Here is a 25,835-nt window from a genome sequence, read left to right on the forward strand (position 1 = left end):
CTAGTGGCTCAGCTTCTCCCACAGCGGCGACGAACCTTGGCGCGGCGCGGGCACGAACGGCGCGTCCACCAACGTCGCGTGGCGGCGCCTCGCCCGGGAGACCGCGCCCGTGACCAGCCCGACCGCGCAGGCGCAGACGAGCACGCCGAGCCCGACCGCGGCCGCCTGGTCGAAAGTCAGGTCGCCGCGCACTCCGATGGCGAAGGTGTCGTAGAAACCCCAGCACACAGCCGTGGTCGCGGCGGCGGCCGGCACGGTGGTCACCGCCGATACGACCGCGACCAGGATCGCCAACCCGATCGCCGCGGCCGCGGGACGCGCCGCATCCCCGACGGGGATGCACGCCGCGGTCACGACGAACCCGCTGGCGAACCCGAGCGGATATCCGAAACCCCCTGGCAAGACCTGCGAATGCGGATGCCTCATCCCCCCATTAGACACCCCGGAACCCGCGACACCCCGACGTCGCAGCCGGATTGACATCCCACATACGCCATTTTGACGAATCCCCGACGGCGGCATCCGGCCGATTCCGGCCTTGCCTTCGCCTGGTTCGGCGTTGCAAGCTCGACTGAGCGATCGATCAGTTGCCGAGCGGCCACCCGCCCAGCCAGCCCGCGAAGAGGGAGTGTGCAGCCGGATGAACGAACACGACCCGCGGTACGACGCGATCATCATCGGCGCCGGTTTCGCCGGCATGTACATGCTCAAGACGTTGCGCGACAAGGGATTCCGGGCGCACGTCTACGAGCGCGGCACGGACGTCGGCGGAACCTGGTACTGGAACCGGTATCCGGGCGCCCGCTGCGACATCGAAAGCCTCTACTACTGCTACTCCTTCTCCGACGAGCTGCAGCAAGAATGGCGGTGGACCGAGCGATACCCGTCGCAGCCGGAGATCCTGCGCTACGCCCGGCACGTGGCCGACCGCTTCGACCTGCGTCGCGACATCTCCTTCGACACCAACGTCCGCGCCGCCGCCTTCGACGAGCGGGCCGGCCGGTGGACCGTGCGAACCGACGACGCCGAGATCACCGCGCGGTTCCTGATCACCGCGGTCGGCTGCCTGTCGGCCACCCAGACCCCCGACTTCCCAGGCATCGGCACGTTCCGCGGCGAGTCGTACCACACCGGCCGCTGGCCGCACGAGGAAGTGGACTTCACCGGCAAGCGGGTCGGGGTGATCGGCACCGGCTCGTCGGCGATCCAGGCGATCCCGGTCATCGCCCGGCAGGCCGCGCAGGTCACCGTGTTCCAGCGGACAGCGCAGTTCAGCATTCCGGCGCAGAACCACCCGCTGAGCCCGGAAGAGCAGCGCCGCGTCAAGGCCGACTACGCGCGGCTGCGCGCCGAGGCGCGGATGACGCAGAGCGGCATCCTCGCCGAGCGGTTGCAGCACAACGCCACCGAGGTGCCCGCCGCCGAGTTCAAGGCCGAACTCGACCGGCGTTGGGCCATCGGCGGAACCACGTTCACCGCGACGTATCCCGACACCCTGCGCGACCCGGCGGCCAACGAGCTCTCGGCGAACTACGTGCGGGGCAAGATCCGGGAGATCGTCGACGATCCCGCGACCGCCGAGCTGCTCTGCCCGCACGACCACCCGATCGGCACCAAGCGGATCTGCGTCGACACGGACTACTACGCCACGTACAACCGCGACAACGTGTCCCTGGTCGACATCCGGCACACGCCGATCTCGGCGATCACGCCCGGCGGGCTGCGGGTCGGCGACCGGGACTTCGAGTTCGACATCATCGCGTTCGCCACCGGTTACGACGCGATGACCGGGCCGCTGAACCGCATCGACATCCGGGGCGCCGGCGGCCTGCGCCTGCGGGAGAAGTGGGCCGACGGGCCGCGGACGTACCTGGGCCTGGCCAGCTCGGGCTTCCCGAACCTGTTCACCATCACCGGGCCCGGCAGCCCTTCGGTGCTCAGCAACATGATCGTGTCCATCGAGCAGCACGTGGAGTGGATCGGCGCGCACCTGGAACACCTGCGCGACAACGGGTTCACGCGCAGCGAGGCCGCCGCCGACGCCGAGCGGACCTGGGGCGAGCACGTGAACGCGGTCGCCGCCGAAACCCTCTACCCGCGCGCGGCGTCCTGGTACATGGGCGCGAACGTGCCGGGCAAGCCGAGGATCTTCATGCCCTACATCGGCGGCGTCGGCACCTATCGGGAGCACTGCCGGGAGATCGCCGCCGGCGGCTACCGCGGCTTCCACCTCACCGTGTGAGGAGCTAAGCCGGTCCGGAGTGGACGATCAGCACCAGGGCAGGATCCGGGCCGGTGCGGCGATGCCGGTGCTCGGTGTGGCCGGGGTAGGCGATGCTGTCGCGCGGGCCGAGCGCGTGCACCGTCGGCTTCTCCGGCTCTTCCAGGAGTTCCACCTCCAGCGAGCCCGAGACCACGTAGACGAACTCGCGGCGGGCGTGGCTGAAGTACTCCTCGAACTCCTCGGTGCTGACCACCATCTCGGTCACGTCGGCGCCCTGCTCGAAGTGGTCGAGCAGCCGCGCCGAGTCCACCACCTGCCCGGCACCGCGCTCCAACCGGACGCCGCCCGCCGGCGGCGTAGCCTCGGCCAGCAGTGCCTGCTGCGTCGTGCGCAGCGATTCGGCGATCAGGAACAGCGAGCGCATCGACGGCCGGGCCCGCCCGCGCTCGACCTGGCTCAGGAACGGGTGCGAGAGCCCGGTGTCCGCGGCGACCTGGACCAGGGTGCGCCCGAGCTCCTTGCGGCGGGACCGGATCGCCGCGCCGAGGCGGATGTCCGCGTCCTGCACACCGCGCCGCCTGTCCCCCACCGCTGCCCCTTCCACGGGTCGCCGCCGTCCCACCCGATGTTACCGCCGTCAACATTCCGCGCGGCCACCGGAGTTGCCCGGCCCGGTGGTCGGTGCTGCACTGACCGCGCGGAAACGTTGCCGGGGGGACGAGGGGCGATGACCGAGGCCGAACCAGTTTTCGACAACCTGCGGGCGCTGTTCATCAACTGCACGCTCAAGCGCTCGCCGGAACGCAGCAACACCGAAGGCCTGCTGGAGCTCAGCGCGGGCATCATGCGCCACCACGGCGTCGAGGTCGACAGCATCCGGGCGATCGACCACGACATCGCCGTCGGCGTCTGGCCGGACATGACCGAGCACGGCTGGGCCACCGACGAATGGCCTCAGCTCTACCAGCGCGTGCTGGCCGCCAACATCCTGGTGCTGGCCGGGCCGATCTGGCTCGGCGACAACAGTTCCGTGATGAAGCACGTGATCGAACGGCTCTACGGCTGCTCGTCGCTGCTCAACGACGCCGGCCAGTACGCCTACTACGGCCGCACCGGCGGCTGCCTGATCACCGGCAACGAGGACGGCGTCAAGCACTGCGCGATGGACGTCCTCTACAGCCTCCAGCACCTCGGCTACACCATCCCGCCGCAGGCCGACGCGGGCTGGATCGGCTCGATCGGCCCCGGACCGTCCTATTTGGATCCCGACTCCGGTGGACCGGACAACGACTTCACCAACCGCAACACCACGTTCATGACCTACAACCTCATGCACGTGGCGGCGATGCTCGACCGGGCGGGCGGATTTCCCGCCTACGGCAACCAGCGCACGGAGTGGGACGCGGGCTGCCGGCCCCACTTCGAGAACCCCGAACACCGCTGACCTCCGCCGTTCGGGCACTGGCGACCGGCGCCGATGCGACCCTAGGCTGGGCGTGCCGACCAGTGAGAGGTGCGCATGACCGACCAGACCACGCCCGCGGTGTTCGAGCGGGTGCTGCCGTTGTTGTCGCCCGCGCCCGAACACCCGGACTTCGACGGCGGATACCTGGACCTGCTCGGCGGGCACGCGGCGGAGCCGTCCGGCCCGATCCAGTCGTTCTGGGAGTCCGGCGCGGGTTCGGCGTGCTACGACCACCTGCAGTCGGTCACCCGCCGGGCGCTGCCGATGTGGTACCGGCTGCCCACCCAGGCGCGGCCGCCCTCCGGCGGACTGGTGCTCGACGTCGGCTGCGGGCCGGGCAACGTCACCGCGCAGCTGGGCCGCGCCGTCGGGCCCGCCGGGCTCGCGATCGGCGTCGACGTCTCCCGCCCGATGCTCGCGCGGGCCGCCCGGACCGAAACCGCCGACAACGTCGGTTTCATCCGCGCCGACGCGCGCGACCTGCCGTTCCCCGACGGCACGTTCGACCTGGTCACGAGCCTCGCAGCGCTGCAGCTGATCCCCGAGCCGCACGAGGTGCTCGGCGGCATGGCGCGGGTGCTCGCGCCCGGCGGCTGGCTGGCGGTCATGGTGCCGACGCCGCGCGGCGGCCTGCTGCACCAGGCGGCGAAGCTGACCGGCGGCCGGTCCGGCCTGAAGTTCTTCGACGCCGTGCAGGTCGCGGATTCGCTGCGGGACGCCGGGATGGACGTCGTGCACACCCACCGGGCCGGACCGGTGCTGTGGATCAGCGCGCGCCGGGCCGCCTGACCTCCACAGTGGACTATTCGGGGCGGACCCGCGGCCGGGCCTGGATCAGGTAGTCGTCGATCGCGTCGCGGTTCGCGGTCAGCGACTCGATCCGCCGCTGGATGTTCGCCCGCTCCCGCTCCAGGTTCGCGAGCATCTCCGGGGCGACGATGCGCATGTGGATGGCGCCCGGTTTGTCCAGGCAGGGCAGGATCTCGCGGATGATCCGGGTCGGGATCCCGGATGCCAGCAGGCCGCGGATCTTCAGCACCCGGTCCACCGAGCCCTCGGTGTACGCGCGGTGCCCGAGCTCGTCCCGGGCCGGCCGGATGAGGTCCTGCTCCTCGTAGTAGCGCAACAGCCGCACCGCCACCCCGGTCCGCTCCGCCAGCTCACCGATCCGCATGCGGCCATTGTCCCAGGGCACCCGGTGTGTGCCACGTCACCGGCGGATCGCTTGCCCTCACACTTGTGTGAGGTCTTCAGGGTGGGGCCATGACTTCGGAAGTGGGGGCCCGCCCAGCGGGTTCGAGGGCGAAACTGCCGATCGGCGCCCTGTCGGCGTTCGCCACCGTGGTGCTCATCGGCTGCCTGACCGAGACGCTGCCCGCCGGGGTGCTGCTCCCGATCAGCGCCGATCTGCGGGTCTCGGAGTCGCAGGCCGGGCAGCTGGTCTCGGTGTACGCGATCAGCACCGCGGCCACGTCGGTACCGCTGACGGCGCTGACCCGGCGGCTGCCGCGCCGCGCGCTGCTGCTCGGCCTGATCCTCGGCTTCGCCGTGGTCAACGGCATCACCGCGATTTCGCCGTGGTACCCGTTGACGCTGGTTGCGCGGGTGCTGGCGGGCGCGGTGTCCGGGGTGATGTGGGCGATGATCGCCGGCTACGCGATGCGGATCGTGCCGGCGGAGCGCGCCGGCCGGGCGCTGGCGATCGCGATGGTGGGCACGCCGATCGGGTTCGCCATCGGCGTCCCGGCCGGGACGGTGCTCGGGGAGTTGATCGGGTGGCGGTACGCCTTCGGCGCCATGGCGGTCATCACCGCGGCGCTGGTCGGCTGGGTGCTCTGGCTGGTCCCGCCGCTGCCCGGACAACCGGCGCAGCACCGCACGAATACCCTGGAAGTCCTTGCCACCCGCGGTTTCCCGGCCCTGCTGGCCACCACGTTCGCACTGGTCCTCGGGCACAACGTGCTCTACACCTACATCGCCCCAGCGCTCGCCGCAGCCGGGCAGGTGGAGCTGCTCAGCGCCGTCCTGCTCGTCTTCGGCGTCGCCTCGGTGCTGGGCATCTGGGTGGTCGGCGCGCTCATCGACCGCCTCCTGCGCCTGCTGGTCCTCTCCTCGGCGTTGTTGATCGGCATAGCGGTGTCGCTGATCGGAATCGCCGCGGCACTGCCGGTGGTGCTGTTCGCCTCGGTCGCGTTGTGGGGCTTGGCTTTCGGTGGCGCGCCGACGATGTTCCCGGCCGCCGCGGCCCGGGTCGCGGGGCGGGACGCGGACGTGGCCCAGTCGCTGACCATCACCGTCTGGAACGTCGCCATCGCGGCGGGCGCCTACCTGGGCGGAGCGGCGCTCGACCTGGCGGGCGACGCAGCCCCGCTGCCGTGGATCACGGCGGCTCTCGCGCTGCTGTCACTGCTGATCTACGCGGTGTTCACGGCTGATCGGCCGCCGCGTAGTGCGCGATGAGCCGCTGCAGCAGCGCGCGGGCCTCGGCGCCCTCCAGCGCAGCGGACAGCAGCCCGTCGAAGAGGCGGTGGAACCGCGCCAGGTCGTCGGGATCGGCGATGGTCATCTCCGTGTTGACCGTCTCCACCAGCACGAGGTCGTCGATGATGACGAAGCCGTGCAGCGGAACGACGGGCAGCTGCGCGTCCAGCGGCACGATCGCCAGCCGCATCGTGGACATGCCCGCCAGGGCCAGCAACCGGTCGAGCTGGCCGACCATCACCTGCGGCGGGGCGATGGGATGCCGCAGCGCGGCCTCGGAGCAGAGGATCTCCACCGACGTCCGCCGGCTGAACAAGACGCCCTGGCGGGCCATCCGCTGCTCGACCGACTCGGCGATGTCCCGCGAGCTCTGGTGCAGGTCCGCGACGACCTCGAAGACGTGCCGGGCGTATTCTGCGGTCTGCACCAGGCCGGGAACCAGCGCGATCTCGAACAGCCGGATGCGCTCGGCGCCGTCCTCCAGCTGCTTGCCGTACTCCTGCCGCGCGCGGTTTCCGGTGCGCAGCTGGCGCTTCCAGCTCGCCGCCTCGATGCGGATCTCGCGCAGCTCCTGCCGCAGCTCGGCGGCCGCGTCGTCGGCAGCATCGGTCAGCCGGCAGTAGGCGACCACGTCCGCGTCGGAGACGGACTGCTTCGCCGTCTCCACCCGCGAGACCTTGGACGGCGTCCACCCGGCTAGTTCTGCGAGCTGTTTCCCGGACAGCCCGGCCGCCAGGCGCAGCCGACGCAACGCGTCGCCGAACGCCAGGTGGCGAGTGTCGAAATCCGTCACCGGCTCCTCTGGGGCAGGTCGTGCAGGTAAACCATCAACGGAATCGCATGATCGCATGCGATCTCCCGCCAGGCCCGGTAGCGGTTCACCTCCCGTGGGCTGGCGATGATCTCGGTGCCAGCGAATCGCTGGTCCTCGTAGTGCATCAACGCGACCCTGGTCTCGTCGAAGAGCCAGAAGTCGCTGGTCGGCAGGCCCAGCTCATCCGCTTCGGCCTGGGGCAGCACCCGGATGTCCTCGCCGGCGGCGACGTTGGCCGGGCTGACGTCGAGCTGCCAGCGCTGGTACTCGGTGGGCGGTTCCCCGAAGACCCGCACCCGGGAGACAAGCCGGCCCGTGCGGGTCGCCGCCGCGACCTCGTCCAGCCAGGGCCGCAACCAGCGCAGGTCGTCCGGCTCGCCCGCCCGCCAGCGGCGCCAGGGTTCGGCTTCGTCGGGCTGGCGGTAGGTGCCCTGGCATTCCCACCGCCACGCCCGGCGCTCGAAGGAGCGCAGGAGTTCGTCGAACTCCGCGCCGGGTAACACCCAGGAACTCACGGTGCCGCCTTCGGCACGAAGTCGAGCAACGCGGCCGGGACCTCCACCGCGGTCTCGTGGTCGGGGAGCCCGCGTTCGCGGAGCGCGGCGAGCGCTTCGGGGTCGGTGACCTTGTAGCCCTGGACGACGTAAGTTCCCTGGTCGGTGCTGTACAGCGTGGGACAGGTGCCGGCGTGCGACGTCGTTCCCTGGAAGGTCAACTTCACGTGCTCCTCCTCGTCGAGAAGATTCATGCATCGTCTGTGCAATACAAGCATTCGGTCAAGCACCGGCCCGCCGCGCAACTCAAACAGCCGAACCGGGTGATGCACCGACGTGATCAACTGGGCCGTTCGGGTTGGAATTCCAGAGAATTGCTTGAATTGCTTGAAATGCGCGCGGCCGGTTCTCCATACTTCGATCATCGACGGACTCGGGGAGACCGACTGGCGGGCGAGCTCTCCCCGGACCTCCAGAAGTCCCCGGCCCGGTGCTGAACCCCGACTCGCACCGGGCCGGCCTGGAACCATCCACAATGGACCGCCGCGACCGCGCAGCGCCGCGCGGTCGCGGCGGAAACCACCTTGTTGGCTCGGCGCCGAAGGGGTGAATCCGGGCCGTCGAACGACTTCCGGGCGAGTGACAAACCCAGCCGTGGGCCCGAAACTGGCTCCGGTCCGCGAGGACCACCGAGCCAGAAGGGGGCGTTCGATGGATCGCGGCTCGTCCCACCCGACGTTCGGGATCGAAGAGGAGTTCCTGGTCCTGGATCCCGGCACCGGCCGGCCGACGCCGCGAGCCGCCGACGTCCTGCGCGAGGTCCCGGCGGCCGGGAGCGACGCCACCAGCAACTTCACGGCGGAGTTCGCCCGCTTCCAACTGGAGGCCAACACCCCGGTGTGCCGCACCGCGGCCGAGGCGCGCGACCACCTGATCTCGGCCCGGCGCAGCCTCGTCGCCGCGGCGGGCCGGCGCAACCTCCGAATGGTCTCCACCGGCTACTCCCCGCTCGGCATGCCCGATCCCGTCCCGATCACCGACAAACCCCGGTACCGGCGCATCAGCGACCGGTTCGGGCTGCTGCTGGACTCGCACGCCACCACCGGTTGCCACGTCCACGTCGGCATGCCCGACCTGGCCACCAGCCTGGCCGTGTCCAACCACCTGCGTCCGCACCTGCCCGCGCTGCTCGCACTCACCGCGAACTCACCGTTCTGCGACGGCCGGGACACCGGGCACGCCAGCTGGCGGACGATCGTCTGGTCCCGGCTGCCCTCGGCCGGACCGCCGCCGGTGCACCGGGACCCGGCGTCCTACCAGCGCGCCGTCGACCTGCTGCTGGCCAGCGGCGCCGCGCTCGACCCCGCCATGGTCTACTGGCTCGTCCGGCCGGCGCCACATCTGTCCACATTGGAAATCCGGGTGGCGGACGCAGTCGGCACGGCGGACGAAGCGCTGCTGTTGGCGCTCCTGGTGCGCGCACTGGCCACGGTGGCGCTGCAGGACGTCGCCGAGAACCGCCCCGCGCCGGAGCTGCCCGACGAGCGGCTCCGCCTCGCGCTGTGGCGCGCCGCCCACGACGGGCTGGAGGGCCAGGGACTCGACGACACCGGGGAACTCGTGTCCGCGCGCTCGCTGCTGGACGAGCTGGTCAAAACGGCCCTGCCCGCGCTGGACGCCAGCGGTGACACGCAGTTCGTGACCGGCGCCCTCGACCAGCTGCTGCGGCACGGCGGCGGAGCCCACCGCCAGCGCCTCGCGCATGCCCGCAGACAGGACATCTCGGACGTCGTCGACCTGCTCGCCGAGCAAACCGGCACGTCCCCGCCCGTCCGATCTATTATCCACAGTGGACTAACGGATTAACGCTGCTGTTGAGCAGATCTCACCTAGTTGATCTGCATTTCGCCACGCCGCCTTGCTAGGCTCGGCCCTCGAAGCGTCACCCGACAAAGGGAGATCCAGCGATGGCCGCAGCTCCGCAGCGAATCGTGGACGCCGTCCTCTTCGACACCTTCGGCACCGTGGTCGACTGGCGGTCCGGCGTGACCGACGCAGTGGAGGCGATCGCGTTCCGGTGCGGCGTCGAGGTCGACGCAGCCGAGTTCGCGCTCCGGTGGCGGGCGCGCTACCAGCCTTCGATGGCACCCATCCGCAACGGCACCAGGGAGTTCGTCAACCTCGACGAGCTGCACCGGGAGAACCTGATCGCGACGGCGGAGGAAATGGGCCTGCCCGTCGACCGGATCGAGCCGGCGGACCTGGAGTGGCTGAACCGGTCCTGGCACCGGCTCGACGGCTGGCCCGACAGCGTGCCCGGGCTGGCCGAGCTCAAGCGGCACTTCATCATCGGCCCGCTGTCCAACGGGCACCTCGCGCTGCTGACCAACATGGCCAAGCACGCCGGGCTGCCCTGGGACGTCATCATCGGCTCCGACGTGATCCACGCCTACAAGCCGGACCCGAACGCCTACCTCGGCGCGGCCCGGCTGCTCGACCTGCCGCCGAACCGGGTCATGCTGTGCGCCGCGCACAACGAGGACCTGGGCGCGGCCCGCAGCGTCGGGTTCCGGACGGCGTTCGTGGCGCGACCGCAGGAGTACGGGCCCACCCAGCAGACCGACCTGCACGCCACCGACACCTGGGACGTCATCGCCCGCGACATCCGGGACCTGGCGACGCAGCTGCGCGACCACGCGGCCTGACGCCGGCGGGCCTAGTCCGCTTCCGGCGCGAAGGCCTGCAGGAAGGTGCGGACCGCGGCCGCTGCCACGGTCCGGAGCTCGTCGTCGGGCACCTGGCGGGTGCCCAGGCGGGCCCGCGCTTCCATCGGGCCGGTCAGCAGCGCCGCGAACTGCTCGGCGGCCTCGGCCGGATCGCACGCGCGCAGGCGGCCCGCCAGCGCGAGCCGGGCGAGGCGGTCGGCGAGTGCTTCGGTGACGCGGTCCGACGCGCGGCCCCGGACGATGTCGATCAGGTCGGGGAACCTGCCCAGCTCGGCGTAGAGCAACCGGCGCAGCGCCCAGGACCGGTCGTCACAGTGGCACTGGAGCAGGCGGAAGCCGACCTCTTCCAGCATCGGCCGCAGGTCGCCCTCGCTGCGCAGCTGGTCGACGACCTCCATGTTCCGCGCGAGGGCCCGGTCCGCGTCGGCGGCGATCGCCTGCCGGAACAGGTTCTCCTTGTCGCCGAAGTGGTTGTACACGGTGGGTTTGGCGACGCCGGCCTCCGCCGCGATCGCGTCCACCCCGGCCTGGGCGTATCCCTCGCGGGCGAAAACCCGCATCGCCGCGTCCAGGATCGCCTGGCGCTTGTCGATGCGACCGCGCGAGGCGCTGCGCCCCGACGCCGCCGTTGTGCCCGCTCCGCTCACGCCGACATGCTACCCCTCGCTGAACTCGCGGGTTCACTCGAATGGACACTCCCACCCAGCGGCTCCCAGCCCCGCGTCGCCGCGTCGAGGAGTTCTTCCGCAGCCGCGTGCTTCGGCGCCGAGAGGACCGCCTCGGTCTCGCCCTGCTCCACGATCTCCCCCTCGTGCATGATCAGGAGGCGGTCGGTGAGGCTCGCCGCCACCGCCAGGTCGTGGGTGATCACCACCAGTGCCGTGCCCGTGTCCCGGTGCACCCCGTTGAGCAGGTCGAGCAGCTCGGCCTGGGTCAGCGCGTCGAGACCCGAGGTGATCTCGTCGCAGATCAGCAGCTCCGGCCGGCTGAGCAGGGCGCGGACCAGGGCCGCGCGCTGGAGTTCGCCGCCCGACAGGGAACGCGGCAGGCGGGCCGCGCTGGACTCCGCCACGCCGAGGCGGGCGAGGCCCTCGACCGCCTCGGCGCGCGCCGCCGAACTCGTTGCGCCGCGCAGCCTTTCGGCGGTCCGGGCGACCTGGTCCAGGACCGGGACGAACTCGTTGAACGACGCCCGCGCGTCCTGGAACACGTACTGGATCCGGGCGAGCTGGTCCCGGGTGCGCCTGCGGAGCTTGGGTGGCAGCAGATCGCCGTCCAAGCGGATCTCGCCGAGGCGGTGCGGGTGCAGGCCCGCGATGCAGCGCGCGAGCGTGGTCTTGCCGCTGCCCGAGCGCCCCACCACCGCGAGCTTGTCGCCCGCCCGGATGTCCAGCGTCACCTCGCGCAGCGTGTCCACCCGGCCATGACCCGCGGTCACCGCCCTCACAGTCACCAGCGGTCGCCCTCCTCCGGCGCGACCGGGCTCGGCGGTGCGGCCGGGCTGCGCGGTGACCAGCCGCTTCGTGTAGGCGTGCCGGGGAGAACCGAGGACCTCCCGACGCGGGCCGGACTCGACGATGCCGCCGCCGTTCATGACCAGCACCTGGTGCGCCAGCTCGCGCACCAGGTCCAGGTCGTGGGTCAGCAGCAGGACCGCGATGCCCTGTGCCGCAACGGCTCTCAGCTCCCCGGCCAGCCGGGCGCGGGTCACCGCGTCCTGACCGGTGGTCGGCTCATCGGCGACCACGACGCGCGGGCGGCCGACGAGCTCGTGCGCCAGCACGACGCGTTGCTGCTGCCCGCCGGAAAGCTGGTGCGGGTATCGCCGCAGCAGCTCCTCGCCGTCCGGCAGCTGCGCCTGGCGGAGCGCTTCGAGCACCCGGGCCCGCACCAACCGCCTGCGCTCCGCGCGGGTGCCGGTGCGGATGTGCAGGCGCGCGATCTCGTGCAGCACCGAGCCGACGCGGCGAACCGGGTTCAGCGCCGCCGAAGGATGCTGCGGGACGTAGCCGACGAGGCCGGGTTCCGGCGGGTGGTCGGCATCCACCGCGACACCGGCGACCTCCACCTGGCCCGTGACGCTCGCACCCGCGGGCCGTTCGCCGAGCAGCGCCAGGGCCGTGGTGGTCTTCCCGCTGCCGGACTCGCCGACCAGCGCGGTCACCTCGCCCACGGCCAGGGCGAACGACACCCCGGAGACGATCTCGCGCCCTCCCGTGGCGACGGTGAGGTTGCGGACTTCCACGACGGTCAACGTGCCTCCAGGGCGGTCGAACGAGCGCGCAGCCACCGGTCGAACGCGAGGTTCACGCCCACCGACAGCAGCACGATCAGCAGTGCGGGCAGCGCCACCGCCCACGGCTGGATGAACAGGCCGGTCCGGTTGCGGTCGACCATCGCCGCCCAGTCGCTGGCGCCCGGCGAGATCCCCACGCCCAGGAAGCTCGCCGACGCGACCAGGTAGATCGCCCCGGTGAAGCGGGTGCCCAGGTCCGCGGCGAGCGTCCGGCGCATCGCGCGGGCCACGTAGCCCGCACCGATGCGCAGGCGGCTCTCGCCCTGCAGGCGCATCGCCTCCACCGCGGGCCCGCTGGCCAGCGAAAGCGCCGCCGCGCGGCTGATCCGCACCACATCCGGCAGGTTGATCAGCGCGACGATCCCGATCAGCACCCACGGGGCGTCGGGCGCGATCGAGGCGAGCAGCAACAGCATCAGCATCGACGGGATCGCCAGCACCAGGTCCAGCGGCCGCATCAGCGCCTCGTCGAGCAGGCGGCTCTTCGTCATGCCCGCCGCCAGCCCCAGCGGAACCGCCGGCAGGTAGGTGCAGGCCGTCGCGATCGCGGCGGTCAGCACCAGCGACCGGCCGCCCAGCAGCACCTCGTTCCACACGTCCCGGCCGACGAAGTCGGTCCCGAACCAATGACCGCCGCCGAGCGCGAAGGCCACGTCCTTGGCCGTGTCGCCGGTGGCGAACAGCGGCCCGAACAGCGCCAGCAGGACCGGCACGCCCACCAGCGCGGCGGGCAGCGCGTACTTGTTCACCGGCCCGCCTCCGACGCCGGCGCCAGGCCGCGGGCCGCGATGTCCGCCGCCAGGTTGACCAGCACCGTGGTCCCGGCGAGCACCACCGCCAGGCCCTGGATCACCGGCAGGTCCCGCGCCGAGACCGCCTCGACCAGCGTCGTGCCCAGGCCGGGGATGACGAAGATCGCCTCGATCACGATCACGCCGCCGATCAGCCAGTCCGCGGTGCGGGCGAGCTGCTGCACCGCGGGAGCGATGGCGTTGGGCAGCGCGTGCGCGAAGCGGGCGCGGACCGGCGAGATCCCGAGCCTGCGGACGTGGCGGACGTACTCGGCCCGCTGCGCGTCGATCATGCCCGCGCGCACCAGCCTGCTCAGCGAGCAGATCGGGCGCAGCAGCAGCACGAAGACCGGCAGGACCAGCACCGCCGGATCGCCGAGCAGCGAGCCTGATCCGACCGCGGTGGGCGGGAACCAGCCCAGTTGCACCGCGAACACGGTCACCACCAGCACGCCCATCGCGAACTCCGGCGCCGAGTACAGGCCGAGCGTGCCACTGGTGACGACCCGGTCGATCCGGCCACCTTCGCGGCGCGCGGCGAGCATGCCCAGCGCCACCGACAGCGGCACGAGCAGCACGAGGGTCAGCCCGGCCAGCAGCAGCGTCGGGCCCAGCGCCGCGCCGATGATGTCGGCCACGGCCCGCGGCCCGACCAGCGACTGCCCGAAATCGCCGTGCAGCGCGCCGAGCAGCCACCCGCCGAGGCGCTGCCACGCGGGCTCGTTCAGGCCGAGCTGTTCGCGCAGCAGCGCGATGATCGCCGGGTCCGGGTTGTCCCCGGCGATCGTGACGGCCGCATCGCCCGGCAAGGCCTCGGTCAGGAAGAACACCGCGGCCATCACCAGAACGACCTGCACCACGCCCAGCAGCACCCGCCGGAGGACGTAGCGGGTCACGCCAGCCACACCCTGTCGTAGCGGGCCCAGTCCAGCGTGTTGGCCGGGGCCCGGTCGTCGACGCCGCCGACGTTCGGCGCCGACGCGACGATCCAGTCCGACACGCCCCACCACAGGAAGCCGCCCTCGCGGTGCAGCCGGTCCTGCATCTGGAAGTACAGCTGCTCGCGGCGGGCATCGTCCGCTGTGGACTGCGCCTCGTGGTAGAGCGCGTCGAAGTCCGGGCGCTGCCACCTGGTGTTGTTGGTCGTCGAGGTCGTGAGCAGGCGCTGCGAGATGTGCGATTCGAGCGGCATCGCGCCGGACCGGTAGCTGGCGAGCACCCCGTTCTTGGCGATGTCGGACCAGTAGGTGTCCTTGTTGCCCAGCCGGACGTTGAGGTTCAGCCCGGCCTGCCCGGCCTGGTCGGCGATGGCCAGCGCCGCCTCCTTCAGCCCGGTCGAGGCGTCGGAGGTGTCGAAGTCGATCGCCAGGCCCTCCGCACCGGCCTGCTTGATCAGGGCGCGGGCCCGGTCGAGGTCCTGGGCGCGCTGCGGCAGCGCGTCGGCGTAGTACCGGTAGCCCTTGCCGTAGAGGTCGTTGCAGAGCTGCCCGGAGCCCTGCAGCACCGACCTGACCAGCTCGTCCCGGTTCACCAGGTGGAACATCGCCTGGCGCAGCTCGGGCCGGTCGAACGGCGGCCGGTCGGTCTTCATGACCAGCCCGTGGAAGTTGCTCAGCGGCAGCCGGTGCACCTGCACCCGGCCGGTGTTCTCGTGCGTGCGGGCGCTGGTCGGCGTCAGGTCGTGGGCGTACTCGACCTGCCCGCCCAGCAGCGCGTTGACCCGCGCCGCCTCGTCGTTGGTCACGACGATCTCCAGCTCGTCCAGGTGCGGCGCGCCGTCCCAGTGGTCGGGGTTGCGGGCCGCGACGAAGTTGCGCCCGGGCTGGAAGGAGACGAAGCGGAACGGTCCGGAACCCACCGGCCGGTCGAAGCCGGTCGTGCCCTCCGGGACGATGTAGGCGCCCAGCGTGGCGAGCGCGTTGGGGAACTCCGCGTAGGGCCGCTTGAGGCGGAATTCGACGGTGCGGTCGTCGAGCTCGCGGCTGCCGGGCAGGTCGATCACCTGCAGGCTGGCCTTGGCCCGGCGGCTGCTGCCCGGCTCCACGATTCGCGCGAAGCTGGCCAGCACGTCGGCCGGGCGCACCGGCCGTCCGTCGTGGAAGGCCGCCTGCCGCAAGGTGATCCGCCAGGTGAGCAGGTCCCGGCTGGGCTCCCAGCGCTCCGCCAGCCGGGGCTGCGGGGACATGTCCGAGCCGTAGTCGGCGAGCTTGTCGAACAACGCCTTGGCGCGGGCGATCTCGATGTAGAGGTCGGTTTCGTGCGGGTCGAGCACCTCGGCCGCGCCGCCGCCGGAGAACGCCGCGCGTAACCGCCCGCCGGGGCGGGGCGGCCCGGCCGCGGTGGCACCGGTCCCGCCGGCGCAGCCGGACAGCGCCGCGGCGGCACCCGCCGCCGTCAGTCCCAGGAAACCGCGCCGGCTCAGCCCGCGAACGAGCCTGGATTCGTGTTGCATGCTGGGGTTTTCTCCATTCGAAGGCGTCCCGAACCAAGACCATCGACAACGATAATGATTTTCATCTAGACCGCCAAGGGGTGGCCACGAGGCGCATCTCACTCATTGCGGCGGAGCACCACGTGCAGACGGTCTCCGCTGAGCCGGGTGGACAGCGCCGCATCGCGCCGCCACGGCGTCTCGGCGCGCGGGCCGGGCTCGTCGAACAGCGCGACGACCGAAAACCCGTTCCGCGCCGCGAAATACCGGATTTCCTGCGGGAACAGCAGCCGCCATGCCGAGCGCTGGATCAGCGGCTCGGTCCGTCCCGGCCAGTCCCAACGGCGTTCCCGGCGCAGGAGCTGCTCCGCGTGATCGATCCACAGCCGCGTGCGCGACCGGTACTCCACCCCTTCCCAGGCGACCACCTGCTCCCGCACCTCGTCGAGCAACTCGGTGTTGCCCAGGAAGAACGCGCCATTGCGCATCTCGGCGATCAGCAGGCCGCCCGGCCGCAGGTGCTCGTGGCAGCGCCGCAGGAAGGCGTCGACGTCATCGTTGCCGTGGCAGTACAGGAAAGCGCTGTCCAGGCAGGTGATGACGTCGAAATCCGTCGGCAGGGGCCCGAACGACCGCATGTCGGCGACCACGAAGTCCGCCTCCGGGCAGTGCTCCCGCGCGTGCGCCACCATCTGCGGCGAACTGTCCAGGCCCGTGACGCGGTAGCCGAGCGCGGTCCAGCAGCGGGCGTCGCGGCCGGTGCCGCAGCCCACGTCCAGCAGCCGCTGCCCCGCCCCGAAGCGGTGCACCAGGTCGTCGACGAAGCGGGCCGCGAGGTGCTCGGGATCCGGGAACCGCTGCTCGTAGATGGCCGGGTTGTCGGTCAGGAAGTTGGCGCTGACGATGTTGGGGCGCACTGGGAATCTCCCGTTCTCTGGTCCGGTCCGATGCCGCCGCGGCGATCCAGCACGAGCACCGCGAGCGCCGAGCACCCGCCGATGAGGACGCACAGCGCCGAGGGCAGCCACGACCACTCGTCGCCGGAGAGGTCGGTCAGCCAGCCGATCAGCGCGTTGCCCGCGGCCGCCGCGACACCGGAAATCAGGTAGAAGACGCCGAAGTAGGTGCCGGCGAGCTCGCGCCCGCCGAACGACGGGATCAGCTCGTAGACGAACGGCTGCGTGAGCATCACGCCGACCGCCAGGAACAACGCCGTGATCAGCACCGGCGCCAGCCGCGCGAACGTCTCCCCCGCGCCGGCCGGAGGTGTCGCCGGTGCCGCGGCCGCGGCGATCGCGGTGGCGACGAAGCCCGCGCCCATCAGCCCCAGCCCGGTCGCGATGGCCCGGCCACGGCTCCACCGGCGCTGGGCCAGCTCGGTGATCCGCACCTGCAACGCCAGCGTCGCCGCCGTGGAGACCAGGAAGATCACCGCCACCGCGGCCGCGGACCCGGTGAGCCGCTCGGCCTGCATCGGCAGCACCAGGTAGAGCTGGTTCTGCAGCGCGAACATGCCGATCAGCGCCCCGGTGAAGGCCAGGAACCGGCGGTCGGTCAACACGCCCCGCCAGTCCGCCAGCACCGACGTCGCGGGCCGCTCGACGCGGCGGACCGGCAGGACCACGACCTGAGCGACGGTCAGCAGCGCGAAGACCACCGCGGCGACCACTGCGGACAGCCGGAAGCCGACCACCATCAGCACGCTTCCCAGCAGCGGGCCCAGCAGGGCCCCGGCGTTGGCGAAGATGTTGAACAGCGAGAAGGCCGCGGCGCCCCGGTCGCCCGCCTCCCGCGAGAGGTAGGCGCGCACGGCCGGGTTGAACAACGCCCCGGCCAGCCCGCTGAGCACGGAAGCCAGCAGCAGCACCGAGAACGACGTGCCGATGGCGAACAACCCGAATCCCACTGATCGCAGCGCACATCCGGCGGCGATGACGCCCCGCGCGCCCAACCGATCCGCCGCCGAACCACCCAGCAGGAACAGGCCCTGCTGGCTGAGGTTGCGCACGCCGAGGACGACCCCGACCAGCACCGCCGACATGCCCAGGTCGTGGGCGAGGTATCCCGCCAGGTAAGGGACCAGCAGGTAGAAACCGGCGTTGACACCGAGCTGGTTGACCAGCAGCACCTGCACGGCCGGCGGGAAACCCCGGATCAGCCGCCACGTCTTCATAACGACACCACTGGGCGCACCCCCAATCCGCGATCGCCGGCGATCCGCAGCACCCCGTCGTCGCCGCCGATCCCGGTCCACGGGTCATGCGCCAGCAGCAGGTGGCCGTCCAGATCGACCCAGCGGGCGAAGCCGGTGAGGTGCACGGCCGGGGCGATGCCGAGCGAACTCGACACCAAGCACCCCAGCATCACGTCCACGCCGTTGTCCCTGGCGAGGCCGATGATCTCCTGCGCGGCCCGGATTCCGCCGCACTTAGGCAGTTTCACGTTGACCCCGTGCACCCGCGAGCCCAGAACCCGCACATCGGCCGCGGTGGCGGCGTCCTCGTCGGCGATGACCGGTACCGGCGACCGGGCGGCCACCTCGGCGAGCAGGTGCGGCGTGCCCGGCTTGATCGGCTGCTCGACCGCGTCGACCTCGAACTCCGCGACCGCCTTGAGCAGCCGGATCGCCTGCCCCGGCTCCCACGCGCCGTTGGGGTCCAGCAGCAGGCGGGCGCCCGGCGCGGCCTCGCGAATCGCCGCCAACCTCGCGAGTTCCTGCCGCTCGTCCCCGGCCCCGAGCTTCACCTTGAGCACCGTGAAACCCCGGCCGGTGAGCTCGCGCGCCGTCCGCACGGCGCGTTCCGCGGGCATGATGCCGATCGTGTAAGCCGTCGGGACGGGCTGCCAGTGCGCCGTGCCCAGCAGCTCGAAGACCGGCACACCGCGGCGCGTCGCGACGAGGTCGTGCACGGCCGCATCCAGTGCCGCCGACACGCCGGGCGACGCGCCGAACACGGGGATCCGGCCAGGATCGCGCACCTCCGCCAGCGCTTCCCGGGCGGCCGCCAGCTCCTTCTCGATGCGCTCGATGGTCAAGCCGTAGTACGTGCTGGTGACGACCTCACCGCGGCCGACGGCGCCGTCGTGCTCGATCTCCACCACGACCGCATCCCGCTCGGACATCACCGATCGCGAGATGCGGAACGGCTCGCGCAGCGCGAGGCCCCGCACCGCCCAGCTCAGCCTCATGCCGGAACCTCCATCGCCAGCAGCGGATCCGACACGAGGCGGCACCGCGTCCACCCCGTCGCCTCCACCGCGGGGTGCGCGATCTCCACCGGCCGGGACGCCGTCGGCCCGGCCAGCAGGCCCCGTGCTCGGCAGTAGTCGTCGTCGAAGATCGTGCCCAGGTAGCGGTGCGGACCGTCCGGGAACACGGTCACCACCTGCGCGCTCGGCTCGACCCGCGCCGCCCACGCCGACACCAGCGCCACCGCCCCGGTGCTCCAGCCGCCGGTGATGAACGCGTGCCGGGCCAGCGTGCGGCAGGCCTGCACCGCCTCGCCGGGCCCCACCCAGTGCACCTCGTCGAACTGTCCATATGCGACGTTGCGCGGATGGATGCTGCTGCCCAGCCCGCGCATCACGCGGGGCCGGGCCGGCTGCCCGAAGATCGTCGAGCCGACGGTGTCCACGCCGATCAACCGCACGCGCGGCCACCGGCGCCGGATCGTGCGGATCGTGCCGGCGCTGTGCCCGCCGGTGCCGACGCTGCACACCAGCACGTCCACCTGGTCGATCTGGCGGGCGATCTCCTCCCCCAGCGCCTCGTAGCCGGCCGGGTTGTCCGGGTTGTTGTACTGATCGGGCCAGAACGCATCCGGCCGCTCGCGGCGGACCTGCTGCACCCGGTCCAGCCGGGCCTGCTGCCAGCCGCCGGTCGGATGCGGCCGGTCGACCACCTCGAGGCAAGCGCCGTGCGCCCGGAGCAGCGCCCGCATGGCCGGTTCGAGCTCGTCGTCCACGACCAGCACCACCGGATGGCCCAACGCCTGCCCCGCGAAGGCCAGGCCCACGCCGAGCGTCCCGCTGGTCGACTCGACCACCGCCGCGCCCGGCCGCAGCTCGCCGCGACGCCGGGCCGCAGTGAGCATCGATACCGCCGCGCGAGCCTTCATCCCGCCCGCGCTCAGGCATTCCAGCTTCGCCCAGAACCCCGGCTGCGGATGCGGCAGCGGCGCGCTCACCCGCGCCAGCGGGGTGTCTCGGAGCAGACCGAGCAGATCGGGATTGCCCCACATCAGCGCACCTCCGTGCGGTAGCGGTAGAGGGTGCTGGGACCGCCGTCGAGCCAGAAGAACGGATACGGCTCCGCCGAGACGGCGGTGACCCCGCCGCCTAGGAAGCACGGCAGGATGCCGCTCGCGGACTGGGCGAACATGACCAGCGGCTTGCCCGTGGCCCTGGCGTGGTCGAGCAGCGGTTGGAACGTGCCGTTGCCGACGACCATGCCGGACGCCAGCACGGCATCGCAGCCGTCCAGCGCCGCGACGGCATCGGTCGCGATCGGCTCGCCCCACTCGGTCTCGCCACCCTTGAAATCGCACGCGACGTAGCCGATCCCGCGCTCGCGGAGGTGGTGCAGCAGCGAGTTGACGACGCCGACGACCAGCACCCGCCGGCTCCGGGGCAGCAGGTCCACCACGGATTCGGCGCGGTGCAACGACTTCTGCAGCGAGTTGCCGCGCCCGATGGCGACTTCCTCGGCGTGGTCGTGATGCGGGCGCAGCCACTGCAGGTAGGCGTCCAGCGCCGCGACGCGCACCGCGGGCAGCGGACTGCGCAGCAAGTCGCGGACGGGCGTCCCGATGCAGCCGAGGACGACCTCTTCGAGCACCTCCCCCGGTTCCACCGCGCAGGAGCCCACGGCGTCCTCGACCCGCAGGCTCAGCACGTGGTTCCGGTACGCCTGCGCCCGGTCCGCGTGCCGCACGCCCTGCTTGGTCAGGAACCCGACGCTGACCTTGGCCCCGTCCGCGCCGAACCGTCCGCTCAGGACCTGCTCGGTCAGGTCCGCCACCGAATTCGGCGTCACTTCCCCGCCTCCGCGTAGCGCACGTCCAGCCCGGCGACCAACGACTCGGCGCGGGCGCGCGCCGCCCCGGCCTCGGAACTGGTGACCATCACGTGCCCGAGGTAGTTGTTGTTGCTGGTGGCGGCGCCTGCGCGGTGCCCGGGGTCCTTGACGACCCAGTCGACCACCGCCGGATCGGCCGCCACCTCCACGACCCCGCCGATCTCGGCGATCGTCCCCTCCCCGGGCGGGAGCAGGAACGAGATGGCCGCGCTCGCCGCGCCGGTGTCGACGGGGTGCAGGTCCGGCTTCTCCCCCAGCGCGATCTGGGCGTAGACGGCGGCCAGGTCGATGCCGGTCACCCGCCGGACGAGCTCGGTGATCTGGTTGCCCGCCGGGCGCGGGTTCACCTCCACCACGCGGGGGCCCTGCGGGGTGAGCTTGACCTCGGTGTGCCCGACGACGTTGTCCAACCCGAGCGCTTCGACGGCGGCGACCGCGGTTTCCACCACGGCCTCCGCCGTCGCGGCGTCCAGCGCCGCCGGGAACATGTGTCCGGACTCGACGAACCAGGGCTGTCCGGCGACGCTCTTGTCCGTCACGCCGACGACCGTGGTCTCGCCCCGGAACGTCACCGTTTCCACGCTCACCTCGGGGCCTGTGAGCAGCTCTTCCAGCAGCACAACGGGATTGCGCCGCTGGCCGCGCGCGTTCACCGGGAACTCCAGCAGCTCGGTGTGCGCCTCGCGCAGCTGGTCCGGCCCGTCCACCCTGCGCACGAACATGCCCGCGCACAGGTCGACCGGCTTGATGACCAGCGGGTATCCCAGTGCTTCCGCGGCTTCCTCCAGGCCCGAGGCCGTCTCCGCGAGGGCGAACGCCGGGCCCGGGACGCCGGCTTCGCGCAGGGTCTTGCGGGTGAGGTCCTTCGAGCAGGCTCGCTCGACGGCGTCTGGTGGTGCTCCCGGAAGCCCCAGCCGCTCGGCGGCTTTCGCGGCCGCCGGCAGGTAGTAGTCGCAGGAGGTCAGCACGCCGTCGAAGCCGAGGACCGGCTGCAGGCGCTCCAAGCGGTCGAGCAGGTTCGGCACGTCGTTGGTCTCGACGGTGAGCAGATTGTCCGCTGCCAGCAGCGGATGCGGCCCCGGGGCCGATCTGGCTCGGAGGTAGTGCTGGAGGTCGCGGGTCACGAAGCTGAACCTGTTGCCGCCCTCCCTGATGCTCCTCGGCAGCAACGTGCTCATCGCACCTACCCAGCTTTCCACCAACAGCAGGTGGCCCACTCCGTCTCCCTTCGGATGCCTTGTCGACGGTCGGTGATGATAATCGTTTTCAGTAGGATAGGCAATTCGCTCGGCGGGGCGATGTTGGCGGGGTTGGGCGGGGGTGGTCGGTTGTCTTGAGCCGGGGTGGGGTTGGGGCTTTTGGAGGTTCGGCGTGCCTTTGGGGCCATCCCCGCGATTGATGGATCGTGGGGGCTGCGTTCCGGAGGTCAAGCCCGGCCTGGCGGCCGCCCCTTCGGGGTTTCAGGCTTGACATCCGGCCCGCAGCCCCAGGGCGGCTTTGTATCGCGGGGATGGCCCGGAGTGGGATGGCTCGTTCGCGGCTTGCATTGCCGGGTGGGGTTTTTCGGGTTGGCTGGGGCTGGTAGGAGTTCCGTTTCGGGTTGATCCGTCGCCGGGGTCCGGTCACACAGGGGGCGCGAGTCTGCGAGGAACCGACATCCGCCCGGAAGTCGAACGCATAGCCGGTAGGGCCGATGGTGGCGCGGGGTTTGGTGGCGGATGTGGTCGCCTTCGGCGTGTCGTGACCCTTTTCCTTGACATGGCGCGATATTTGCAGCCTTGGCCGTGGGTTTCACCTGATCAAGCGACCATAAAAAACGTGCGAACGCGTGTTCGAGTGCGGGACAATGGAGGCATGACACCGCTGACTCATACCCAGGATTCGACCGGGGACCTTGCTGGTCCGTGGTCGGCGGTGTCCTGCACCGACGCCGAACTCGCTGCCCGCATCCAAGAACTAGAGAAGGAGATGCGGGTGCTGATGTGGGAACAGCTGCAATACATCGCCGAAGCCGACCACCGCGCCATCCACACCGACACCACCGCCCGATCACTCCCCGTCTGGCTACAAGGACTGCTCAACATCGACCCGCGCGACGCGAAAACCCGTGTCACGGTCGCCCGGAACGTCGAAGACCGACGAACCCTCTACGGCGAGACGATGCCGCCCGACATGCCCGACACCGCCGCCGCATTGTCTGAGGGCGCGATCGGGCTGGACCACGCGCGTGTCATCGTCAACGGCATCCGGCGCCTACCCGACTACGCCCGCTGCCACCAGGTCACCGAGGTCGAGGCGACTCTCGCTAGGTATGCGCGGACGATGTCGCCGAGGGAGCTGGAGAAACTCGCCGAACGCATCCGCTACCTCCTCGACCAAGACGGCGCCCACCGCAACGAAGAAAACCAACACGAAGCACGGGAACTCCACTACGCGACCGCCCGGGATGGCATGACCGTCATCAAAGCCAAACTGGACCGCGAAACCGGAGCGAAGTTCGCCGCACTGATCGAGCCCCTTGCCGCACCCCGCCCCGAGATCGACGGGGAGAAAGACCCCCGCACTGCGGGGCAGCGGAACGCCGACGGCTTCACCGCACTACTGGACCTCGCGCTGGACCACGACGGGACGCCGCGTACCGGTGGGCAGCGTCCGCAGATGACCATCTCTATCAACTTCGACGACCTCAAACAGAGCCTCGGGTTCATCAACGAGGATGGCATGCCCGGCACGCTGAACACCGAACGTGCCATCACCGCGCAGAACGCACGCCGCATCGCCTGCGACGCCGAGGTACTGCCCATCGTCCTCGACGGCGACAGCCTCCCACTGGACGTCGGCAGGGCGAAACGCACCGCACCCACCCACATCCGCACCGCACTACTCCGACGCGACGGCGTCTGCGCATTCCCAGGATGCGACCGGCCACCGGGAACACCCGAAGCACACCACGTCCAGCACTGGGTCGACGGCGGCGCCACCGACCTGGACAACATGGTCATGCTCTGCGCACACCACCACCGCACACTCCACAACCAACGATGGGACATCACCATGCACGACGGCAGACCCGAATTCATCCCACCACCCACAGTGGACCCCAAACGAACACCAAGACCAGGCGGCAGAGCACTACCCGCCCAGCACCGCGAACACCTCCGGGACCTCATCCCCGCACCACGGGACCCGGCGGGCGAATCGTGACGCCCGGATTCGATTCAAGCGGACGGTGGCACGTCGCCGTCCGCTTGGCTCTCAGATCGGAGCACCACTCCCCTCGCTAGTTGCCGCTCGCCTCATCCGATGCCTTCGGAAGCAGCGTCGCCCGTGGCAGAATTGATCGGTTTGCCGGGAGGGGTCTCGGCTTCGGTGCTCATGATGCGAAAACTCCCTGGCCGCGTCGCGACCGTCCACGAAAGGTCGCACTGGCGCGCGAGGAATGACCTGATCCCGAAAGATGGCTGTCGGAAGGATGCTCATGGAGTGGACGAATGACGCGGCGATCCGCAAATGGGCCGCGATGCCCGAAGCGGTATTGGACCAGATGGAGCCGGAGGGTGACTTCTGTCGCCGCCATTTGCTGAACGCGTCTTTGCTGCGGTTGCTGGGGCAACTCGATGGCGTTCGGGTGCTCGACGCCGGGTGCGGTCATGGATATCTCAGCCGGATGCTGGCCGATCGCGGCGCCGAGGTGGTCGGTGTCGAGCCCGCTCAGGCTCTCTACGACTACGCCGCCAAGAAGGAGGCGTCGCAGCCGCGTGGGATCCGGTACGTGCAGGCCGACCTGTGCGATCTGCCGGATCTCGGCGGTCCTTTCGATGCGGTGGTTTCCAACATGGTGCTGGCCGCCATTCCCGACTGGTCGACCGCGATGCGGGCCTGCGTCGAATCGCTCGCGCCCGGCGGCGTTTTCGTCTTTTCCATCAACCACCCGTGCTTCGAGCAGTTGGCGCCGACCTGGCGGCAGCACGGTGAATACCGCATACGGGAGTACCTGCGTGAATATCCGATCGAGCAGACCCACGCGCCCGACTTCCACCGCACGCTGTCGACCTACCTCAACGAGCTGACGCGGTTCGGCTGTCGCTTGCGCGAACTGGACGAGCCGGGGCTCGACCCTGCCGCCGCGTCGCCTTCCGACGGCACCGAGGCATACGTCGAGCTGCCGAACTTCCTCCTGGTCGCGGCGGAACGCCGCTGATTGCCCGGTCAGTCGAGAAGTCTGCGGACGACGCCGTCCAATCCTGATCGGACGGCGTCCGGCAGGGCGTTGTCCAGGCCGTGGACAACTTCGTACCAGGGGCCGAGCCGGTGCCACCGCAAGGCTCGGTCGTGGAGCTGCCGGGTCACCCCGTACTCCTCCGCAAGCGCGGCAGCGAACTCCGGTGGTGTTCCGTGCAGCGCCCACGCCAGGTCGATCGCGCCGTCGCCGACGTGCGCGTCCGAGAAGTCGATGACCCCGGACAGGCCTGCATCCGAGCACAGCACGTGCTCTGGGCCGAGGTCGCCGTGGACCACGGTGTCGGCGGGCAGCTTCCCGAAGGCGTCCAGCAGGGCGCGCGCCGCGCCGAGGTGTTCGGCGGGGACCAGCGGCAGCACGTCAGCCCGGAACCTCGCCACGATTTCGGCGAGCTCACGGCCCGCCCGTTCTGGCCCCTGCAAACCATGACGGACCGCCTCGGTCGTGTCGACGGCGTGCAGCGCTCGCAGAAAGGCTCCCAGCTGGCGGCCGTGCTCGGCGGTGGGCTCGGAAAGGGGTTCACCGACCACCAATTCGTGCCGGACCACCAGCGGTTCCATCGCCACGACGTGGGGTTCGGGCACGTCGAGCGGCAACTGCGGCGCGAGCCAGGGCATCAACTCGGTTTCCATGCGCAGGCGATCGGCGACTTCCGGCCGCCGCGGCCGGCGCTCGATCCAGCGGCCTTCGACCAACGTCGCCGCACTGTCCCAACCACCGTCGATGTTCACCGGTTCCGCCACGCCGCTTTCCACCGTTTCAGTAGAGCACGGGCATCCACCGATTAATTCCGGCG

The 25,835-nt window shown here is 70.9% G+C and carries 26 protein-coding genes; 8 read left to right on the forward strand and 18 right to left on the reverse strand.

What is annotated here, in order from left to right; genetic code table 11:
• The gene (locus BLW84_RS25690; protein WP_143061104.1) at positions 1-426 is read right to left on the reverse strand and encodes a hypothetical protein; all 426 of its coding nucleotides are present in this window, start codon (positions 424-426) and stop codon (positions 1-3) included.
• A gap of 214 nt (positions 427-640) precedes the next feature.
• Here BLW84_RS25690 and BLW84_RS25695 point away from each other — a divergent pair, with 214 nt between their 5' ends.
• Positions 641-2,242 (forward strand): flavin-containing monooxygenase, encoded by a 1,602-nt coding sequence (locus BLW84_RS25695; RefSeq protein WP_093269931.1) that lies wholly within the window; start codon positions 641-643, stop codon positions 2,240-2,242.
• Between the two features lie 4 nt (positions 2,243-2,246).
• Here the strand turns inward: BLW84_RS25695 and BLW84_RS25700 are convergent, their stop codons facing one another.
• Positions 2,247-2,813: a helix-turn-helix domain-containing protein gene (locus BLW84_RS25700; protein ID WP_093269934.1), complete on the reverse strand. Its 567-nt coding sequence runs from the start codon at positions 2,811-2,813 to the stop codon at positions 2,247-2,249.
• A gap of 138 nt (positions 2,814-2,951) precedes the next feature.
• Here BLW84_RS25700 and BLW84_RS25705 point away from each other — a divergent pair, with 138 nt between their 5' ends.
• Together BLW84_RS25705 and BLW84_RS25710 are read left to right on the forward strand one after the other, a co-directional pair.
• Entirely contained in the window at positions 2,952-3,668 is a 717-nt protein-coding gene (locus tag BLW84_RS25705; protein ID WP_093269935.1) for a flavodoxin family protein, read from the forward strand.
• Between the two features lie 75 nt (positions 3,669-3,743).
• The gene (locus tag BLW84_RS25710) at positions 3,744-4,478 is read left to right on the forward strand and encodes a methyltransferase domain-containing protein (protein ID WP_093269938.1); all 735 of its coding nucleotides are present in this window, start codon (positions 3,744-3,746) and stop codon (positions 4,476-4,478) included.
• 13 nt (positions 4,479-4,491) lie between these two features.
• On the opposite strand, the gene BLW84_RS25715 is transcribed toward BLW84_RS25710, so the two are convergent.
• Positions 4,492-4,863 carry a MerR family transcriptional regulator gene (locus BLW84_RS25715; RefSeq protein ID WP_093269941.1) on the reverse strand — a complete coding sequence of 124 codons (372 nt, stop codon included), beginning with the start codon at positions 4,861-4,863 and terminating at the stop codon, positions 4,492-4,494.
• A gap of 89 nt (positions 4,864-4,952) precedes the next feature.
• On the opposite strand from BLW84_RS25715, the gene BLW84_RS25720 reads away from it, so the two are divergent.
• Complete coding sequence (locus tag BLW84_RS25720; protein WP_093269944.1) at positions 4,953-6,149, forward strand: MFS transporter; 1,197 nt, start codon at positions 4,953-4,955, stop codon at positions 6,147-6,149.
• Here the strand turns inward: BLW84_RS25720 and BLW84_RS25725 are convergent.
• Genes BLW84_RS25725 through BLW84_RS25735 form a run of 3 tightly spaced genes read right to left on the reverse strand, consistent with a single transcriptional unit; the run spans position 6,115 to position 7,732 of the window.
• A complete protein-coding gene (locus BLW84_RS25725) occupies positions 6,115-6,963 on the reverse strand; it encodes a helix-turn-helix domain-containing protein (protein ID WP_093269948.1) in 849 nt (282 codons plus the stop codon). The genes BLW84_RS25720 and BLW84_RS25725 overlap by 35 nt on opposite strands.
• On the reverse strand, positions 6,960-7,499 hold the full coding sequence (locus BLW84_RS25730; protein ID WP_093269951.1) for a DUF6879 family protein: 540 nt from the start codon (positions 7,497-7,499) through the stop codon (positions 6,960-6,962). The genes BLW84_RS25725 and BLW84_RS25730 overlap by 4 nt, the downstream gene beginning before the upstream one ends.
• The gene (locus BLW84_RS25735) at positions 7,496-7,732 is read right to left on the reverse strand and encodes a hypothetical protein (RefSeq protein WP_093269954.1); all 237 of its coding nucleotides are present in this window, start codon (positions 7,730-7,732) and stop codon (positions 7,496-7,498) included. Before BLW84_RS25735 ends, BLW84_RS25730 begins: the two co-directional genes overlap by 4 nt.
• A 457-nt stretch (positions 7,733-8,189) precedes the next feature.
• Between BLW84_RS25735 and BLW84_RS25740 the strand changes: the two genes are divergently transcribed.
• Positions 8,190-9,344, forward strand: coding sequence for a carboxylate-amine ligase (locus tag BLW84_RS25740; RefSeq protein ID WP_093269957.1), 1,155 nt, complete (start codon positions 8,190-8,192; stop codon positions 9,342-9,344).
• Between the two features lie 101 nt (positions 9,345-9,445).
• A complete protein-coding gene (locus BLW84_RS25745; RefSeq protein WP_093269960.1) occupies positions 9,446-10,183 on the forward strand; it encodes a haloacid dehalogenase type II in 738 nt (245 codons plus the stop codon).
• 11 nt (positions 10,184-10,194) lie between these two features.
• Here the strand turns inward: BLW84_RS25745 and BLW84_RS25750 are convergent, their stop codons facing one another.
• The 11 genes from BLW84_RS25750 to BLW84_RS25800 all read right to left on the reverse strand — a co-directional run bounded on the left by BLW84_RS25750 (position 10,195) and on the right by BLW84_RS25800 (position 21,977).
• Positions 10,195-10,851, reverse strand: coding sequence for a TetR/AcrR family transcriptional regulator (locus tag BLW84_RS25750; protein ID WP_093269962.1), 657 nt, complete (start codon positions 10,849-10,851; stop codon positions 10,195-10,197).
• Positions 10,848-12,449 (reverse strand): ABC transporter ATP-binding protein, encoded by a 1,602-nt coding sequence (locus tag BLW84_RS25755; RefSeq protein WP_245761383.1) that lies wholly within the window; start codon positions 12,447-12,449, stop codon positions 10,848-10,850. Before BLW84_RS25755 ends, BLW84_RS25750 begins: the two co-directional genes overlap by 4 nt.
• Before the next feature lie 5 nt (positions 12,450-12,454).
• Complete coding sequence (locus BLW84_RS25760) at positions 12,455-13,249, reverse strand: ABC transporter permease (RefSeq protein ID WP_093269965.1); 795 nt, start codon at positions 13,247-13,249, stop codon at positions 12,455-12,457.
• On the reverse strand, positions 13,246-14,187 hold the full coding sequence (locus BLW84_RS25765; protein ID WP_245761371.1) for an ABC transporter permease: 942 nt from the start codon (positions 14,185-14,187) through the stop codon (positions 13,246-13,248). Before BLW84_RS25765 ends, BLW84_RS25760 begins: the two co-directional genes overlap by 4 nt.
• Positions 14,184-15,743: an ABC transporter substrate-binding protein gene (locus BLW84_RS25770; RefSeq protein ID WP_093269967.1), complete on the reverse strand. Its 1,560-nt coding sequence runs from the start codon at positions 15,741-15,743 to the stop codon at positions 14,184-14,186. Before BLW84_RS25770 ends, BLW84_RS25765 begins: the two co-directional genes overlap by 4 nt.
• 98 nt (positions 15,744-15,841) lie before the next feature.
• Positions 15,842-16,639 carry a class I SAM-dependent DNA methyltransferase gene (locus tag BLW84_RS25775; protein WP_093269970.1) on the reverse strand — a complete coding sequence of 266 codons (798 nt, stop codon included), beginning with the start codon at positions 16,637-16,639 and terminating at the stop codon, positions 15,842-15,844.
• The gene (locus BLW84_RS25780; RefSeq protein ID WP_093269971.1) at positions 16,606-17,895 is read right to left on the reverse strand and encodes an MFS transporter; all 1,290 of its coding nucleotides are present in this window, start codon (positions 17,893-17,895) and stop codon (positions 16,606-16,608) included. Before BLW84_RS25780 ends, BLW84_RS25775 begins: the two co-directional genes overlap by 34 nt.
• Positions 17,892-18,911, reverse strand: a complete 1,020-nt coding sequence (locus BLW84_RS25785; protein WP_093269974.1) for a dipeptide epimerase — start codon at positions 18,909-18,911, stop codon at positions 17,892-17,894. The genes BLW84_RS25780 and BLW84_RS25785 overlap by 4 nt, the downstream gene beginning before the upstream one ends.
• On the reverse strand, positions 18,908-19,963 hold the full coding sequence (locus tag BLW84_RS25790; protein ID WP_093269975.1) for a PLP-dependent cysteine synthase family protein: 1,056 nt from the start codon (positions 19,961-19,963) through the stop codon (positions 18,908-18,910). Before BLW84_RS25790 ends, BLW84_RS25785 begins: the two co-directional genes overlap by 4 nt.
• Positions 19,963-20,757 carry a Rossmann-like domain-containing protein gene (locus BLW84_RS25795; protein ID WP_093269978.1) on the reverse strand — a complete coding sequence of 265 codons (795 nt, stop codon included), beginning with the start codon at positions 20,755-20,757 and terminating at the stop codon, positions 19,963-19,965. The genes BLW84_RS25790 and BLW84_RS25795 overlap by 1 nt, the downstream gene beginning before the upstream one ends.
• Complete coding sequence (locus tag BLW84_RS25800; protein WP_245761372.1) at positions 20,754-21,977, reverse strand: ATP-grasp domain-containing protein; 1,224 nt, start codon at positions 21,975-21,977, stop codon at positions 20,754-20,756. The genes BLW84_RS25795 and BLW84_RS25800 overlap by 4 nt, the downstream gene beginning before the upstream one ends.
• Before the next feature lie 676 nt (positions 21,978-22,653).
• On the opposite strand from BLW84_RS25800, the gene BLW84_RS25805 reads away from it, so the two are divergent.
• Entirely contained in the window at positions 22,654-24,003 is a 1,350-nt protein-coding gene (locus BLW84_RS25805; protein WP_093269983.1) for an HNH endonuclease signature motif containing protein, read from the forward strand.
• A gap of 274 nt (positions 24,004-24,277) precedes the next feature.
• Positions 24,278-25,000: a class I SAM-dependent methyltransferase gene (locus BLW84_RS25810; protein ID WP_245761373.1), complete on the forward strand. Its 723-nt coding sequence runs from the start codon at positions 24,278-24,280 to the stop codon at positions 24,998-25,000.
• Between the two features lie 8 nt (positions 25,001-25,008).
• On the opposite strand, the gene BLW84_RS25815 is transcribed toward BLW84_RS25810, so the two are convergent.
• Positions 25,009-25,782: a phosphotransferase family protein gene (locus tag BLW84_RS25815; RefSeq protein ID WP_245761374.1), complete on the reverse strand. Its 774-nt coding sequence runs from the start codon at positions 25,780-25,782 to the stop codon at positions 25,009-25,011.
• Positions 25,783-25,835: the final 53 nt, after the last annotated feature.

The sequence above is a fragment of the Saccharopolyspora shandongensis genome, assembly GCF_900106995.1.
In the GTDB taxonomy this organism is placed as follows: Bacteria; Actinomycetota; Actinomycetes; order Mycobacteriales; family Pseudonocardiaceae; genus Saccharopolyspora; species Saccharopolyspora shandongensis.

Excerpts from the sequence above, each read along its gene's own strand:
- BLW84_RS25695 (WP_093269931.1), top strand. The coding sequence starts at position 641 with ATGAACGAACACGACCCGCGGTACGACGCGATCATCATCGGCGCCGGT.
- BLW84_RS25770 (WP_093269967.1), bottom strand. The coding sequence starts at position 15,743 with ATGCAACACGAATCCAGGCTCGTTCGCGGGCTGAGCCGGCGCGGTTTC.
- BLW84_RS25705 (WP_093269935.1), top strand. The coding sequence starts at position 2,952 with ATGACCGAGGCCGAACCAGTTTTCGACAACCTGCGGGCGCTGTTCATC.
- BLW84_RS25785 (WP_093269974.1), bottom strand. The coding sequence starts at position 18,911 with ATGAGGCTGAGCTGGGCGGTGCGGGGCCTCGCGCTGCGCGAGCCGTTC.
- BLW84_RS25740 (WP_093269957.1), top strand. The coding sequence starts at position 8,190 with ATGGATCGCGGCTCGTCCCACCCGACGTTCGGGATCGAAGAGGAGTTC.
- BLW84_RS25745 (WP_093269960.1), top strand. The coding sequence starts at position 9,446 with ATGGCCGCAGCTCCGCAGCGAATCGTGGACGCCGTCCTCTTCGACACC.
- BLW84_RS25690 (WP_143061104.1), bottom strand. The coding sequence starts at position 426 with ATGAGGCATCCGCATTCGCAGGTCTTGCCAGGGGGTTTCGGATATCCG.
- BLW84_RS25715 (WP_093269941.1), bottom strand. The coding sequence starts at position 4,863 with ATGCGGATCGGTGAGCTGGCGGAGCGGACCGGGGTGGCGGTGCGGCTG.
- BLW84_RS25805 (WP_093269983.1), top strand. The coding sequence starts at position 22,654 with ATGACACCGCTGACTCATACCCAGGATTCGACCGGGGACCTTGCTGGT.
- BLW84_RS25790 (WP_093269975.1), bottom strand. The coding sequence starts at position 19,963 with ATGTGGGGCAATCCCGATCTGCTCGGTCTGCTCCGAGACACCCCGCTG.
- BLW84_RS25735 (WP_093269954.1), bottom strand. The coding sequence starts at position 7,732 with ATGAATCTTCTCGACGAGGAGGAGCACGTGAAGTTGACCTTCCAGGGA.
- BLW84_RS25800 (WP_245761372.1), bottom strand. The coding sequence starts at position 21,977 with ATGAGCACGTTGCTGCCGAGGAGCATCAGGGAGGGCGGCAACAGGTTC.
- BLW84_RS25810 (WP_245761373.1), top strand. The coding sequence starts at position 24,278 with ATGGAGTGGACGAATGACGCGGCGATCCGCAAATGGGCCGCGATGCCC.
- BLW84_RS25710 (WP_093269938.1), top strand. The coding sequence starts at position 3,744 with ATGACCGACCAGACCACGCCCGCGGTGTTCGAGCGGGTGCTGCCGTTG.
- BLW84_RS25720 (WP_093269944.1), top strand. The coding sequence starts at position 4,953 with ATGACTTCGGAAGTGGGGGCCCGCCCAGCGGGTTCGAGGGCGAAACTG.
- BLW84_RS25780 (WP_093269971.1), bottom strand. The coding sequence starts at position 17,895 with ATGAAGACGTGGCGGCTGATCCGGGGTTTCCCGCCGGCCGTGCAGGTG.